This window comes from Lyngbya sp. CCAP 1446/10 (assembly GCF_026130175.1).
Lineage (GTDB): Bacteria > Cyanobacteriota > Cyanobacteriia > Cyanobacteriales > Microcoleaceae > Microcoleus.
The window spans coordinates 14,662-30,249 of the sequence record NZ_JAIGNI010000025.1 but is presented as its reverse complement, the minus strand read 5'-3'; the positions used below and the strand labels follow the sequence as shown (position 1 = coordinate 30,249).

Below are 15,588 nucleotides of genomic sequence, written 5' to 3'. Positions count from 1 at the left end.
AAAGGTAATTGACAATAACCGCAAAGCTCGCGGCTTAAAAGCTGGTGCCGTGCCAATTATTCATTACCCATTACCCATTAGCACACATACCTCATTTATCTGAGAAAGGCTATATATTGTCAAGCCTTCAAATCAGAAAACCAAATAGAAACCTCAGCATCTGGATTTTCTGGCAGCCGAGTCCATCCAGTTGATTGGGCAAATCTCTGCTTGACTAGCGCCAGTTGATTTTCATTTTGCTCCAAAGCCTTAGATACAACAAGTATGACTCTCAAATCTTGTGCTGTTGTAATTTTCATCTGAGCTTCTTCACTGTCAACTATTGGGAGTGTGAGGATTCTGTGTCTCATTTCCAGCCACGAAGCAAAACGCAATTCATCGGTATCTTTAGTTAAAACTACAACATCTTTAGGTGATTTAACAGCAGAATTTATCTGACTAACTACCGATTTAACATTTATTTTTGACAAGATATCGACATAGATAAAATTCTCTGTTGTTACGTAATTTTTCCGCAACATTATAGCCTCAGCCCAATCACCTATATAATTGAGCGGGGGCAGCAATACAAAGAATACCAATAAAATAGACAATATAATTTTTGAAAGGATAGATTTTTCCCGATTGGAAATCCAGTAAAGGTAGGAAGAAATAACAAAAAAGACAGTAAGTATAAAGAAAGGATTACTATAACGACCGATGCCTGCCATTAATAGATTGATTCCAGTTTTATAAGATATATATGCAATGAATATAAAAGGAATCGCGGAAAGGCAGCCCCAAAGAATAATAAGTTTTTTATTGTATATATTTTTTCGAGCGCAGTCTGCAACAAACCAAAAAGCTGCTAAGGTTCCTGCTAGACCTACAAATATTTTAAAGGTTTCTGTTTTTCCTGAAATATCTAAACCAAATAACTGTTTAACAATTATGCTTGTAGAGGTCAACAGCCTGCCTTGAGTAAAAATTTCTGAATTGAATAGACCTAAACCTGGAGCTGCTATTAAACTCAATAAAAAACGCATTCCTCTTGTAGAAGGCGATGCCACAGGAATAGCAGCTTCAAATTGGTCTACAGCACTATTGACTCCAGAAAGTGAATGGTGAATAGCACTCAGACCAATTACTGGCAAAAGGGTGAATATCGTACAAACTGCTAACAGGATAAAACGGTTTTTAAAGGTATATTGTTTGCTGAAAAACCATAAAAATACAGCTAGATATGCAAGAATTCCTAGAGAAACTAAAAAAGCAGAGTATTTTAACCAGTAAATTCCTCCTAAAAGTAGACCTAGTAGAGCTGCATGAACTAAAAAGCGACTGTCAAATTTATTACCTGAGTCTAAAATTGAGCACAGATACATTGCGTACAGTAATACCCAAGGCATGACTGCCCAAGGAATCACATCTCCTGCTGTACAAACCAATAATGAGCCAATTTCTATATAATAGATAGATAACAGGACAGCTATAATTATTTTGATTTTCTGGTCAGAGGTGAGAGTATCTATTACCTTTATCCACCCCAAGCTGCCTGAAACAAACAACAAGTATGCGGTTGTTCTGACTGCAATTCCTAAAGGCAATCCGAGGGCGATTAAAGGTAAAAATGCGAAGGTAACGCCTGGAGCGTGCCAGACTATCCAGGTTTGTATATCTTGGGATATATCTTTGGGATTTACGGTAACAACTGAGTTGATTAAACTAGATCCTCCGCTCAACCACTGGTTAATTCCTTTGATTTGAGGGAGGGGATCGAATTCTATTCGGTAAGGAAATACTGAGGCGATCGCAAAAAAGAAAGTGACAAGAAATAGAAATATTAAATATGGCGCTAATTGCTGATAGCGAGAATTTGTTAAATTCATATTACAGTTTTAGTTAGGGAAACTATAAAGTATAAGTCAATACGGTTGACCGAAGAATAATCTGAATTGCAAAAAAGGCTTGTATTGCCTATAAAATCGTAAGATGAAGTTTATCAAAAAACCTTAAGTCAATTGTATTCAACTATAAGTCACCTGTCTAAAAACTGGTAATAAATGTGATGTTTCTTAATAGTTATTGAAATTTGGGCTGGTAGGTATGTTCGCCAGCAACAGGTGGGAGTGTTGGGGGGGCGATCGCGTGGCTAAAATGTACTGGGAACGATCTGAGTCTGCATTGATGACTCGCACAAAAATTAAAGACAGGCTACACAATTTAAATTAAGCGGTTGCTATACCTGAAAATCACAGCAAAAGTGCGATCGACTGTTGAGGCATCCTATGCACTAGGCGATCGCAATCCGGGCTACCAGAAAGTATTTGCAGCCTGCTACCCGAAAAACTAAACATTTGTTAACAAACCTTATTTTTTCCTGTCTAACGTGCTATTCTATACACAAAGCTGGTGCGTTTTGACTTAGCGTTAATTTTTAGCAGAAAAATCAATATGCTCTCCATTCCAGGCGTTGCCGCCCAGACGCTGCTTTACGAAAGTGCCAACTCTCTGGTTTACCGGGCCATTCGGGAAGCCGATAACCAGCCGATTATCCTCAAACTGCTCAAAGAAAGCTACCCCACACCTCAAGAATTGGTGCGCTACCGCACCGAATACCGCATCACCCAAGAGCTAAAAGAGGCGGGAATTGTGCAGGTTTATGACTTGCAAAAATACCAAAACAGCCTCGTGATGTTTGTAGAGGACTTTGGTGGCGAATCCTTGACAATTTGGATGCAGCAGCGAAAGTTGACTCTGGATAAATTTTTGCAAATTGCGATCGCCACCACGGAAGCATTAGGGCAAATTCACCGCGCCAACATCATCCACAAAGATATTAACCCTTCTAATATTGTTTACAAGCCGGAAACGGAACAATTAAAAATTATTGATTTTGGCATTTCCACTCAGCTAAGCCGAGAAACACCGATACTGAAAAACCCCGGCGTTCTTGAAGGAACCCTTGCTTACATATCGCCAGAACAAACTGGTAGGATGAATCGTACTCTCGATTACCGTACTGATTTTTACTCCCTCGGCGTTACTTTTTATGAATTACTCACAGGAAAACTGCCTTTTGAGACAGAAGATGCTTTAGAGATAGTTCATTGCCATATTGCTAGACAACCAGTTCCTCCCCACGAAATAGAGCCACAAATTCCCGTAATTGTCTCTCAAATTGTCAGTAAATTGATGGCGAAGAATGCCGAAAACCGCTATCAAACTGCCTGGGGAATCAAGCAGGATTTAGAGAAGTGTCTGGTTCAATTACAAGCAACGGATAGCATAGAAGAATTTGACTTGGGAACGCGGGATATTACAGACCGTTTCCTGATTCCCGAAAAGTTATACGGTAGAGAAACTGAAGTTTTTAATCTATTAGCTGCATTTGAACGAGTCAGTACAGGTAGCGCCGAAATGATGCTGCTAGCGGGCTTATCTGGCATTGGTAAAACCGCCATAGTGAACGAAGTCCACAAGCCGATCGCCCGACAGCGTGGCTATTTTATTAAAGGCAAATACGACCAATTTCAGCGCAATATTCCTTTCAGTGCATTTGTGCAAGCATTTCGGGAATTAATGGGGCAATTATTATCAGAAAGTGATGCTCAATTACAAACCTGGAAAACCCTGATTCTGACAGCAGTTGGCGAGAGTGGGCAATTGCTGATTGAGGTAATTCCTGAGTTAGAACGCATCATTGGTGCTCAAAGTCCTGCACTAGAATTGTCTGGGAGTGCCGCCCAAAATCGCTTCAATCTGCTGATGCAGAAATTTGTGCAAGTATTTACCCAAGCAGAATATCCCTTAGTGATGTTTTTGGACGATTTGCAGTGGGCGGATTCAGCATCTTTAAAGTTATTACAACTGTTGATGGAGGATAGGGGGCATCTGTTGGTGTTGGGTGCTTATCGGGATAATGAGGTGTCACCTACTCATCCGTTTATGTTGACGGTGGATGAAATTATCAAGTCTGGGGCAGTGGTGAATACTATTACCCTGCAACCGTTGAGTTTAGCAGATATGAATCAGTTGGTAGCAGATACGCTGATTTGTGATTTATCCTCTTCTCAACCCTTGACAGAATTGGTTTATCAAAAAACGCAAGGTAATCCCTTTTTCTCTACTCAATTCCTCAATTCGTTGTATGAAGATGGTCAAATTAGCTTTCACCCCCCTGTGTCCCCCCTTAGTAAGGGGGGAAGTAAAGGGGGGTGGCAGTGCGATATTAATCAAGTTACATTTGGCGATGCCTCGGATGTGGTGGAGTTTATGGCGGCGCAATTACAGAAGTTGCCCAAAGAAACTCAGGAGGTTCTCAAACTTGCCGCCTGCATTGGGGCGCAGTTTGATTTAGAGACATTGGCAATAGTCAACGAAGAACTACCCGAACAAACGGCATCAACCCTGTGGAAAGCATTGCAAGAAGAACTTGTTTTACTGATTACAGAAGGCTATGATTTAATTCAAACAGATGCTCAATCCCCTACTCATTCTGTTGCTAATCCCATTTATAAGTTCCTGCACGATCGCGTCCAGCAAGCGGCTTATTCATTGATTCCCAACGACCAAAAACAAGCCATTCATCTCAAAATTGGACAATTGCTCCTACAAAGTTCCTCGGAGGTCGAAATAGAGGAAAAACTGTTTGATATTGTGGGGCATTTGAATCAAGGAATTGAGTTAATCAATCAATTAAGCGAACGAGAAGCCTTAGCCCAACTCAACTTAGAAGCAGGACGCAAGGCCATAAATTCTACAGCTTATGCTGCGGCAAGAGTCTATCTGCAAACAGGGATTGAATTACTGACAGCTAACTGCTGGCAAAGTCAGTATGAATTGACACTGAATCTCTATGTTGCCTCCGCCGAAACAGCTTATTTGAATGCTGATTTTGATGGCATGGAAGAGATGGCAGCACTGGTGTTGGAGAAAGCTCAGACAATTTTAGACAAAATTAAAATTTACGAAATTTCAATCGCCGCCAGATCAGTCCAGGGCAAGGTGTTGGAAGCGATCGCAGTGGGTAGAGATGTATTGGGGCAATTAGGGGTTGAACTCCCCGCCACACCTGACGAAGCCAAAATTAGCCAAGCGCTACAAACCGTCAATAGCCAGCTTCAGGGAAGAAAAGTTGGGGAATTGATTGACCTGCCAGTGATGACTAATCTCCAAACTCAGGCAGCTATGCAACTGCTAGGAATGTTGCTTGCAACCATTTTTCAAGCAATGCCAACTTTGCTGCCCCTAGTTAGCTCTACGATCGTGAGTTTATCGCTCCAATTTGGGAATGCACCTGCATCGACGGTGGGGTATGCAGTTCATGGTATGGTGCTGTGTGCATTTTTGGGAGAGGCGAAAACGGGCTATGACTTTGGGAAATTGGCACTGAACTTACTAGAGCGGTTCAATGTGCGGGAATTCAAGTCTGTAATTCTGCTTTTGTTTGGGGGCTTTATTCAGCATCACCAAGAATCTCTCTTGGAAACGATACCGACACTAAAATATGGCTTTACGGCTGGCATGGAAACTGGCGACTTTCTATACGCTGGCTACAGCATAGATGCTTACTTTTATGCCAAATTTTTCGGTGGGGTAGAAGTAGATACTTGGGAAACCGAAATAGCAGATTACAGCGCTGCCTTGGTTCAGGTGAAGCAATATTCTGCACAGGGTTTGTTGAATATAACGCAGCAGACGATGAAGAACTTGAGGGAAACCGTTAGTCAACCGGATTGTTTGATCGGAACTGCCTACGATGAAACGGTGATGATCCCTAAGCACCATCAGAACAATGAATTCACGCCCATCGCTAATGCCTACACCAACAAACTGCTGCTTGCTTACTCCTTTAGTAATTACACGACTGCCCTAGACCACATTGCTCAAGTCAAGCCGTATTTGATGGCATTATCGGGAACGATTTATGTTCCCATTTTTCATTTTTATGCAGCCCTGACGTACTTGGCACTCTTCCCCACACAGCCAGAAACCGAGCAAGCTGAAATTCTTACTCAGGCCCAAGCCCATCAAACGACTCTGCAACAGTGGGCGCAAAATGCTCCCATGAATCATCTGCATAAATGGCATTTGGCTGAGGCCGAACGATATAGAGTTTTAGGCAATAAAGCAGAGGCGATTGAAATGTACGATCGCGCTATTGCTGGAGCCAAAGAAAATAAATTCCTCAACGAAGAAGCACTAGCTAATGAACTAGCCGCCAAATTTTACCTAGAATGGGGTAAAGAAAAATTTGCTCAAATATACATGATTGAGGCGTATTATTGTTATATCCAATGGGGAGCCACTGCTAAGGTAAAAGATTTAGAAACGCGATATCCCCAATTATTGGCGACAACTCAACAGGGAACTAAAAACACTAAAGCTACCGCAACAGTGACCACCACGGGTTCGGGTAGTTATCTAGATATCGCCACAGTAATGAAAGCTTCCCAGGCGATCTCTGGCGAAATATTGCTAGATAAGTTACTGTCTAGCTTGATGAAAATTTTGCTGGAAAATGCGGGAGCACAACGAGGCTCTCTGATTTTGCCAAGCCAGGGAAAACTATTAATTGAAGCTGAAGGGAGAATAGATGACGATCTCGTCACTGTGTTGCAGTCAATCTCCGTTGAAAATTGTCAAGAAATTTCCTCCTCGATTGTTAATTATGTGGCTCGCACTCAAGAAAGTGTGGTATTAGATGATGCTGTGCGATCGGGACAATTTACTAACGATCCCTACATCCAAAAAAATCAGCCCAAATCAATTTTATGCGTGCCGCTGATTAACCAAGCTCAAATCGTCAGTATTGTTTACCTAGAAAATAATCTGACGGCAGGAGCTTTTACGCCAGAAAGAGTAGAACTATTAAAAGTGTTATCTGGACAAGCGGCGATCTCGATTCAAAATTCTAAGCTTTATACAGAAGTACGCGAGAATGAAAGAAAACTTACTCAATTCTTAGAAGCGATACCAGTTGGTATAGGAATCTTGGATGCTTCCGGAAAACCTTATTATACAAATCGCGTGGCACAGGAGTTACTTGGTAAAGGAGTCAGAGCGGATGCTAGATCGGAGCAAATAGCAGAAGTTTATCAAAACTATAAAGCGGGTACGGATGAGGAATATCCCTCTGCTGATTTGCCAATTGTTCGGGCGTTGAAGGGAGAAAGTGTCACCGCTGAGGATATGGAAATCCACCAAGGCGACAAGATTATTCCGATCGAGGCTTGGGGTACGCCAATTTATGATGAAAAGGACAACATTTCTTATGCAATGGTAGCCTTTCAAGATATCACAGAGCGTAAAAAAGCCGAAACAGAGCGCCTTAGATTTACCAATGAACTGTTCCAACTCAACAAAGCTTACGAGCGTTTTGTCCCCTCTCAATTTCTCCAGTTTTTAGGGAAATCAAGCATTATTGATGTGGAATTGGGCGACCAAGTGCAGTTAGAAATGTCGGTGCTATTTTCCGACATTCGCGACTTCACTACGCTTTCGGAAAGCATGACGCCCGATGACAATTTCAGATTTATCAATTCCTATCTTTCTCGCATGGAACCTGTTATTAATCAAAATCACGGGTTTATTGATAAATATATTGGCGATGCGATTATGGCGCTGTTTAGCGGCGATGCGGATAATGCGGTGAAAGCCGGAATTGCTATGCTGCACTGCCTGGTTGAATACAATCAAAATCGCGCTAATTCTGGCTATGCACCGATTCAGATTGGGATTGGAATCAATACTGGAACTTTGATGCTGGGAACGGTGGGCGGTCAAAATCGCATGGACGGGACGGTAATCAGTGATGCGGTGAATTTAGCTTCTCGTGTGGAAAGTTTGACAAAAAATTATGGGGTGTCGCTGTTAATCACCCAGCCAACTTATGCGCGCCTGAAAAATCTATCCCAGTACACAATCCGCACTCTCGATACAGTAAAAGTCAAGGGAAAATCCGAAGCTGTGACGATTTATGAGGTGTTTGATGCAGATTCGCCAGAAATTAAACAGGCCAAGTTAGCTACGCTGAAATTGTTTGCAGAAGCTAGGGCACTTTACTCGGAAGGGAAGTTATTTGAAGCGGCGCGGCTTTTTGAAGAGTGTTGGCGTCACAATCAGGGCGATCGCGTGGCTAAAGTTTACTGGGAACGCTGTCAGTCTGCATTGGTTTCAACTGAAGACTGAAATCCTCGCTCTCGATGTTGATATCCAAGTCTCGATCGCCCTTTTGTATTTATTACCCACCAGAAAAAAGGTCGCTCGCATTCAAGTAGCCTAAAAGAGCGATCGCTTAACCGAATCATCTACGAAAAATATCCCAACATTCCCGCGCAATCTCCCAATCTTCCTGAGTATGAACCACCAAAACCCGCACCGCAGAATCAACCGCCGCCACATCATCATCAACCGGCGAATTCAAATTCTTCTCCCCATCCAATTTTAACCCGATAAATCCAAAAGCTTCGCAGGCGGCAGCCCGCACAACAGCAGAATTTTCCCCAACACCCGCAGTAAAAATCAAAGCATCCAACCCGCCCAAACTCGCCAACATCGCCCCGATACCAGCCCGCAAACGGTGCACGTAAATATCCAAAGCAAGTTGAGCCCGAGAATTGCCATCTTTAATGGCTGCCAAAATTTGCCGCATATCGCTAGAAACCCCGGAAATTCCTTTTAAACCAGAATTCCGATTCAGAATATTATCTAGTTCCTCAGCGGTAAAGTGCGATCGCCTTAACAGATGAATTATGATACCAGGATCGATCGCGCCCGATCGACTTCCCATCATCAAACCATCCAAAGGAGTAAAACCCATCGTAGTATCAACACTCCGACCACCGCGAACCGCCGCCAGAGAGCATCCATTGCCCAAATGACAGCTAATCAGCCGCAAATCCGCCGAATCGCGGTTCAAAATTTCCGCAGCCCTGCGAGTGCAATATTGATGGCTAATGCCGTGAAAACCGTAGCGGCGAATCCCCTCTTCCAGCCATTCGTAGGGGCCAGGATAAACAAACGCAGCGGGCGGCAATTGAGCGTGAAAAGCTGTATCAAAAACAGCAACTTGCGGCACATTTCCCAGTATTTTTTCAATTGCTTCGATGCCTTCCAAATTAACCGGATTGTGGACGGGAGCAAACTCAGATAAACGAGAAATTTCCTCTTTTACTTCCGGCGAAATCAGCTTGCTTTGCTGATATTTTCGCCCGCCGTGAACGACGCGATGACCGACAATATCAATGTCCTTTAAACTATTCATAACTTGAGTTTTTCCCTGCCACAGAGTCTCCAGCGTCCGAGCGATCGCCTCGGATCGAGAATTTGAAGCGAATTCTTCCGCAAGCGTATTGCCCGCAGCAGTTTTGACTTGCAACTCCCCGGCAGTTTCGCGGTGAGTCCAGTCTATTTGCGCTTCCCAGAGGGGTTGCGGCGCGCGATCGGGAAGTCGGTCATTTAGTTCGTACAAGCAGCTTTTGTGACTACTAGAACCTGCATTTAAAACTAGGATTTTCATGGTAATTGGTAATTGGTAATTCAGGGCTTACGCACTCCGATCTAAGAAACCAGATTTTTAGCTTTTGTGCTAGTTTGAACCCGTGTATTTTGCTAAATAACTCGGTTGTTGGCTACCCGTATTAATTGTTAACTATTCACTAATTATAACTTTGTTAAGGAATATGTCAAATTATTAAAAATTAATTCAATATGTAGCCACGGGTTGCTGTTGTTTGATATATCTTCATCATCAGATTTTGATGCACTAAAAATTAAGGATGCGATCGCCATGTTGCCAACAATTTTACTAACCGTTAGCGCCAGAACCGTAGAGTGGAGCCCCGAAATCGGTTTAATTATGATTATTTGCAATGTTGCAGCCATTGCTTTCGGCAGCTTAACCATCAAAAATCCTCACACAGGGCCAGCCGCGCCCTCAGCGAATCTGGTGGGCGGTTTGAGCTTGGGTGCGCTTGTCGGAAGTCTCTGCTTCGGTCATATTTTGGGAGCAGGTACAATTTTAGGATTGTCTTACTTGGGCGCACTTTAGTTTCAGATTGTAGGGTGCGCCCCCGCACCTTACCGCCAATTATCAAGTACCGGGCAAATTGCGGAGAGTTTCATCCATGTAAGATCGATCGCCCAAAACCTCCAGCATTGGCCCGCGCACATCAAACTTGACAACACTCACAGAAGCTGCTAATGCCGCAATGCGAAGGCGATAACTTCCCAAATCTATCCCCAACAAACTGCACAGAATAATCCGAATAGTCGCCTTGTGGGAAACCACCAAAACATTACCAGTCTTGTACTTTTCCTGAATTTCTGCAATCACTAAGGACGATCGGCTAGCAATTTGCACAGAAGTTTCCCCCTCAGTCGGTGGATTCCAAGCCGGTTCTGTCAACCAATTAATGTAATCTTCAGCATATTTTTCGCGAACAAATTCAACCGTTTCGCCTTCCCACTTGCCGTACTTAATTTCCTTCAATCCATCGCGCAGTTGCATTTCAATTCCCACAGCATCGCACAAAGGTTTAGCCGTAGCGATTGTGCGTTTCATGGGGCTGACATAAACAGCATTCCAAGGCAATTTTGCATAAGTTGCAGCAAATTGTTCGGCCATCATAGAACCTTCCGGTGTTAATTCTGCGTCGAGGTCGCCGCAGTAGCCGCCAGTCTTGCTGTAAGTCGTTTCACCGTGTCGTACAAAGTAGATTTTTAAGCTCATGAGTTAATTTTGTGTGAATTTTACTATGTTAGCAAAAGAGTTTAAAAAACTCCTTCAAATCATCAAGAGCAGGATTATCCCAATCCCAAATATCTTTTTTTTGTTCCATAACATAATCAAACCCTGACATACTGCATTTTTTTCCCGCTTGTTTCTGTTCCTGATTTGAGCAAGTATCATACCTGAGATAGATACTAACCCAGAATTTATCAAAATGTTTCTGATTAATTTCCTTTCCCTGACTTTCTATGCAGGTTTTCCACCTATCCAAACAATCAGCATAAGGCGATTGTATAGCCTTTATTTCCTTTAAAAGCGTTTCCAGTTCCCCTTGACCTCCCACATTTGTAAAGTAACAAGCTAATTTTGCGTTTGTTCCATAATCTGTACAAATATCGATAAATTGTTTAGTGCTTGACAAGCTTTCAGCTTCAAACACCTGTTTTATACATCTATCTACAAATTCCAGCCGCTCTGGCTCTGAATCGTTATCAATATCAATAATAATTCCAATCTTTTCGATATCTTTTTGGTCAATCTTTCTTATTGAATTTTTTAAAGCTTTGATTAACTCTGTTTCACTCAAGCCTTCCAAACTTTTATAATCATCTATATAAATAGGTGATGCTACCTGGATATCGCAGTTTAGTTTCTCAACCATTGCCTGCATGAAAATTCTATCATTTTTACTTTCTACTATGACAATATTACTCACCTCTCACTCCTTCTTGACGCTCTAGTGCGTAATTCAAAGTTTCCAAATCGAGCCGACTTCCGATTATTTGATTTGTTTTGAGTTTTATTGCTAGTTCAAAATATGCGCTACTGCATTCCTGATTGGGTTCTAAACCAACATCAGCAAATGCTTCGAGCATTTCTAGGCTGTGAGTTGTAGCAAAAATCTGGGTATCGAGTTCAACCGCTAACCGAAATAACAATCTCCAGAAATCTCTATGATTTGTATAATGTATGCCATTTTCTATCTCATCGATTAGCAGGATTTTATGTTCGCTATTTACCAGTTTCAGGATAATGTCTGCAATTCGGTTAATTGCATCCCCAAATAATGAAAGAGGCAAACGGCTTTCACCCTTTCTTCTCAAGTAAAGCGTTGGTTCACCAATTGAAAAACTTTCTACTGATTCGATCGCCGGATCAATAATTTGGAAAGCTTTTAGAACTTCGGTATCTTTTTTATCCAAATCCAAACGCGCTCTATCGTATGCTTCTGTAAGATTTTTTCCGGAAATCCTCATGGACGATGGAATGATGGGCGATGAGCCGTCAGCATTAGGAATGCCCGAATTTACTATACCCTTAGAGGTAGCGATTACAGAGGATTTAATAGATTCTCCACCGTCTCTAGTTAAGTTAATAGTTAGTACAGATAAACCTGAATTGTTACTAGATAAAAAATCTATAATCTCCTCTGCGTCTTTATCTGCGAAAATCTCTTTTAAATTACTAGACTTATCTATTGATACTTCTATCTGATGGGTTTTGTTACTCTCATATTTTCCATTTATTACTATAGCTCTCTCTTTGTCAAGTACATAAAATAAGTTGTCCCAAGCCCTATTAGGCATAGCTTCCATAACTTTTGACGGCTCCCTTCTTAACGCTTTCAGCATTAGCAAGCTCTTAGCTTGTGGAGCGTCATTGAGCAGTAATGCTTCTAGCAAGGCTGTCTTGCCTGCATTGTTTTTACCGCCGATTAAATTGACTCTTTCAAACCCAGAAATTTTGATTTGCTCAAAGCACCTAAAATTTTGGATTTCTATTTCTTTCAGCATTACCGATCCTTTTGAATAGATATAAAATATCTGCGTTAATCTGTGTTTATCTGCCCGTATCTGCGGTTAAAAATAGAGAATTTGTTAACCGCAGATGACAATGGATTAACGCAGATTCACGCAGAGGTCGAGAAGCGATCAAAACTAGCCCGGTGCACCCGATCGCACACCTTGATCTCCCGTTACCTCCGAACCTTTAGTTTCCTTCGGCGCATCCGACGAAACCGCGCCACCGTGAGGCCACTTCCAATCGCGGATTTCCGGCATATCATCGCCGTGTTTCCTAATGTAATGCTTGTGATCGATCAGCTTGTCCCGCATAGCTTGTTTACCGTAAGCTGCAACAGAGCTCAGTTTCGGAACCCGATCGAGTACATCACCAACTAAATGGAAGCGATCAAGGTCATTGATCACCACCATATCAAACGGCGTAGTAGTCGTCCCCTCTTCCTTGTAACCGCGAACGTGAATGTTCGGGTGATTAGTCCGGCGGTAAGTCAATCGGTGAATCAGCCAAGGATAGCCGTGAAAAGCAAAAATCACAGGCTTATCCTTCGTGAACAAAGCATCAAAATCGCGATCGGACAAACCGTGGGGATGTTCGCTAGTAGGTTGCAGCGTCATCAAATCCACCACATTTACCACCCGCACTTTTAAATCAGGATAATCTCGGCGCAGAATATCAACAGCCGCCAAAGTTTCCAGCGTCGGAACATCACCCGCGCAAGCCATCACCACATCCGGTTCCCCACCTCGATCGTTGCTAGCCCACTCCCAAATACCGAGGCCAGTCGTACAGTGTTTGATCGCAGCATCCATATCCAAATACTGCAAAGCCGGCTGCTTCCCTGCAATAATCACATTCACGTAGTTGCGGCTGCGGAGACAGTGATCGGTAACAGATAGCAAAGTGTTCGCATCGGGCGGTAAATAAATCCGCACAACTTCCGCTTTCTTGTTAATTACGTGGTCGATAAAACCCGGATCTTGGTGAGAAAAACCGTTGTGATCTTGCCGCCAAACGTGAGATGTTAGTAAATAGTTGAGAGATGCGATCGGTCTGCGCCAAGGAATCTCGCTAGTAGTTTTCAACCACTTAGCGTGTTGGTTGAACATCGAATCAATGATGTGAATAAACGCCTCGTAGCAAGAGAAAAAGCCGTGCCTTCCTGTTAACAAATAGCCTTCCAGCCATCCCTGACAGAGATGTTCGCTGAGGACTTCCATCACCCGCCCATCGGGGGTAAAAAGGTGGTCATCTTCCGGTAAAGTTTGGGCCATCCACTCCCGACTCGTCACTTCAAACACTGGATCGAGACGATTTGAGGCCGTCTCGTCTGGCCCGACAATTCGGAAATTAGCGTTTTCGTGATTGAGTTTCATCACGTCTCGCAGGAAACGGCCGGAGACGCGGGTTGCTTCTGCCATCGTAGTGCCAGGTTTTTGCACGTCTACGGCGTAGTCTGCAAAATTTGGCATTTTCAAGTCTCGCAGCAGCTTGCCGCCGTTAGCGTGAGGATTTGCCCCCATCCGTCGATCGCCCTTGGGTGCAAGTTCCGCCAATTCTGCAATCAGTTTACCCTTGTCGTCAAAGAGTTCTTCGGGCTTGTAGCTTTTCATCCAATCTTCGAGGAGTTGGACGTGTCCGGGCTTAGAAGCCATTTCTGCTAGGGGGACTTGGTGCGATCGCCAAGAGCCCTCAGTTTTCTTACCGTCAACCTCCTTCGGCCCAGTCCAGCCTTTGGGAGTTTTCATCACAATCATCGGCCACTGCGGGCGATCGGTAAAACCTTCAGTCCGGGCTTTTTCCTGAATCGCCTTAATTTCGCCGATCGCCCGATCAAGAGTTTCAGCCATCAACCGGTGCATCGTTTCCGGGTCTGAACCCTCCACCCAATAAGGCTTGTAGCCGTAACCAACCATCAAACTTTCCAATTCCTCGCGAGGAATGCGGGCCAACACGGTAGGATTCGCAATTTTGTAGCCGTTGAGGTGCAAAATCGGCAACACGGCCCCGTCCCGAACCGGGTTGAGAAACTTGTTAGAATGCCAGCTAGCAGCCAACGGGCCGGTTTCTGCTTCCCCGTCGCCGACAACAGCCGCCACAATCAAATCGGGATTGTCGAAGGCCGCCCCGTAGGCGTGGACGAGGGCGTAGCCGAGTTCGCCGCCTTCGTGAATCGAACCGGGAGTTTCCGGGGCGACGTGGCTGGGGATACCGCCGGGAAACGAAAACTGTTTGAACAGCCGTTTCATCCCTTCTTCATCTTCCGAAATGTTCGAGTAATATTCGCTATAAGTGCCTTCGAGATAGGTGTTGGCCACCAAGCCGGGCCCGCCGTGTCCGGGGCCTGCGATGTAGATGGCGTTGATGTCTTGGGCTTTAATGATGCGGTTGAGGTGAACGTAGATGAAGTTGAGGCCTGGAGTTGTGCCCCAATGTCCGAGGAGTCTCGGTTTGACGTGTTCGAGTTTGAGTTTTTCTTTGAGTAGCGGGTTGTCGAGGAGATAGATTTGTCCGACGGACAAATAGTTGGCGGCCCGCCAGTAGGCGTTCATTTTGCGTAGTTCTGAGTCGGAAAGCGGCTTTAATTGCGGGATCTCGGTGGTTCCTAACGTCATCGGCTGTTGACTCCTGAGTTTTGGTGGTTTGGTAAAGTTTTTTGGAAAGTTATTTAGCAAGTGCGATAGGTAATATTTTGCGATCTGTAATATTTGCTATTTTTATTCCCTTTGTTTTGCACAAACAATTGAATTGTATATCGTTTTTGTCTATATCAAAGTTTAAATGAATCTTAATTTTTTACTAAACATCGCGCAATTTTGAGGCTAGAAATGCGGCAACTAGCGAGGGCTCAAGGAATTCTGCAATAGAAAATACGAATTATGCAAGAGTTTTTGTAGGGCGCGGGTTGCGGGGCGATCGGTATATACTGCGCGTCGCCGGCTGTGTCGTGCAAGTCATGAAAATTCTGCTTCAGGTAGAGGTCAGAATTATTGATAATAAATCTAAACAATAAATGTAAAAAGTTATCGAGGGCGATCGCACGCGCTCAATTCATCTTTCACGGAATCGATACA

8 protein-coding genes are annotated in these 15,588 nt (G+C 43.6%); 2 read left to right on the top strand and 6 right to left on the bottom strand.

Features of this window, described 5'->3' with window-relative positions:
- Positions 1–119 precede the first annotated feature (119 nt).
- On the bottom strand, positions 120–1,868 hold the full coding sequence (locus K4039_RS12525) for a hypothetical protein (protein ID WP_265235517.1): 1,749 nt from the start codon (positions 1,866–1,868) through the stop codon (positions 120–122).
- Positions 1,869–2,433: 565 nt separating this feature from the next.
- Between K4039_RS12525 and K4039_RS12520 the strand changes: the two genes are divergently transcribed.
- The gene (locus K4039_RS12520) at positions 2,434–8,172 is read left to right on the top strand and encodes an AAA family ATPase (RefSeq protein ID WP_265235516.1); all 5,739 of its coding nucleotides are present in this window, start codon (positions 2,434–2,436) and stop codon (positions 8,170–8,172) included.
- 115 nt (positions 8,173–8,287) lie between these two features.
- Here K4039_RS12520 and K4039_RS12515 read toward each other — a convergent pair whose 3' ends face one another.
- Positions 8,288–9,502, bottom strand: coding sequence for an acetate kinase (locus K4039_RS12515; RefSeq protein ID WP_265235515.1), 1,215 nt, complete (start codon positions 9,500–9,502; stop codon positions 8,288–8,290).
- A gap of 210 nt (positions 9,503–9,712) precedes the next feature.
- Between K4039_RS12515 and psaK the strand changes: the two genes are divergently transcribed.
- A complete protein-coding gene (psaK, locus tag K4039_RS12510) occupies positions 9,713–10,033 on the top strand; it encodes a photosystem I reaction center subunit PsaK (RefSeq protein WP_265235514.1) in 321 nt (106 codons plus the stop codon).
- A gap of 42 nt (positions 10,034–10,075) precedes the next feature.
- Here psaK and K4039_RS12505 read toward each other — a convergent pair whose 3' ends face one another.
- The 4 genes from K4039_RS12505 to K4039_RS12490 form a co-directional block, all read right to left on the bottom strand.
- Positions 10,076–10,714: a histidine phosphatase family protein gene (locus K4039_RS12505; RefSeq protein ID WP_265235513.1), complete on the bottom strand. Its 639-nt coding sequence runs from the start codon at positions 10,712–10,714 to the stop codon at positions 10,076–10,078.
- A 28-nt stretch (positions 10,715–10,742) separates the two neighbouring features.
- The gene (locus K4039_RS12500) at positions 10,743–11,429 is read right to left on the bottom strand and encodes a DUF3226 domain-containing protein (protein WP_265235512.1); all 687 of its coding nucleotides are present in this window, start codon (positions 11,427–11,429) and stop codon (positions 10,743–10,745) included.
- Positions 11,422–12,507 (bottom strand): ATP/GTP-binding protein, encoded by a 1,086-nt coding sequence (locus tag K4039_RS12495; RefSeq protein ID WP_265235511.1) that lies wholly within the window; start codon positions 12,505–12,507, stop codon positions 11,422–11,424. The genes K4039_RS12500 and K4039_RS12495 overlap by 8 nt, the downstream gene beginning before the upstream one ends.
- Positions 12,508–12,651: 144 nt before the next feature.
- Positions 12,652–15,129, bottom strand: a complete 2,478-nt coding sequence (locus K4039_RS12490) for a phosphoketolase (protein WP_265235510.1) — start codon at positions 15,127–15,129, stop codon at positions 12,652–12,654.
- Positions 15,130–15,588 lie beyond the last annotated feature (459 nt).

Bases quoted from the DNA above. Each gene is read 5' to 3' on its own strand.
- K4039_RS12525 (WP_265235517.1), bottom strand. From the start codon at position 1,868: ATGAATTTAACAAATTCTCGCTATCAGCAATTAGCGCCATATTTAATA.
- K4039_RS12520 (WP_265235516.1), top strand. From the start codon at position 2,434: ATGCTCTCCATTCCAGGCGTTGCCGCCCAGACGCTGCTTTACGAAAGT.
- K4039_RS12515 (WP_265235515.1), bottom strand. From the start codon at position 9,502: ATGAAAATCCTAGTTTTAAATGCAGGTTCTAGTAGTCACAAAAGCTGC.
- K4039_RS12505 (WP_265235513.1), bottom strand. From the start codon at position 10,714: ATGAGCTTAAAAATCTACTTTGTACGACACGGTGAAACGACTTACAGC.
- K4039_RS12495 (WP_265235511.1), bottom strand. From the start codon at position 12,507: ATGCTGAAAGAAATAGAAATCCAAAATTTTAGGTGCTTTGAGCAAATC.
- K4039_RS12490 (WP_265235510.1), bottom strand. From the start codon at position 15,129: ATGACGTTAGGAACCACCGAGATCCCGCAATTAAAGCCGCTTTCCGAC.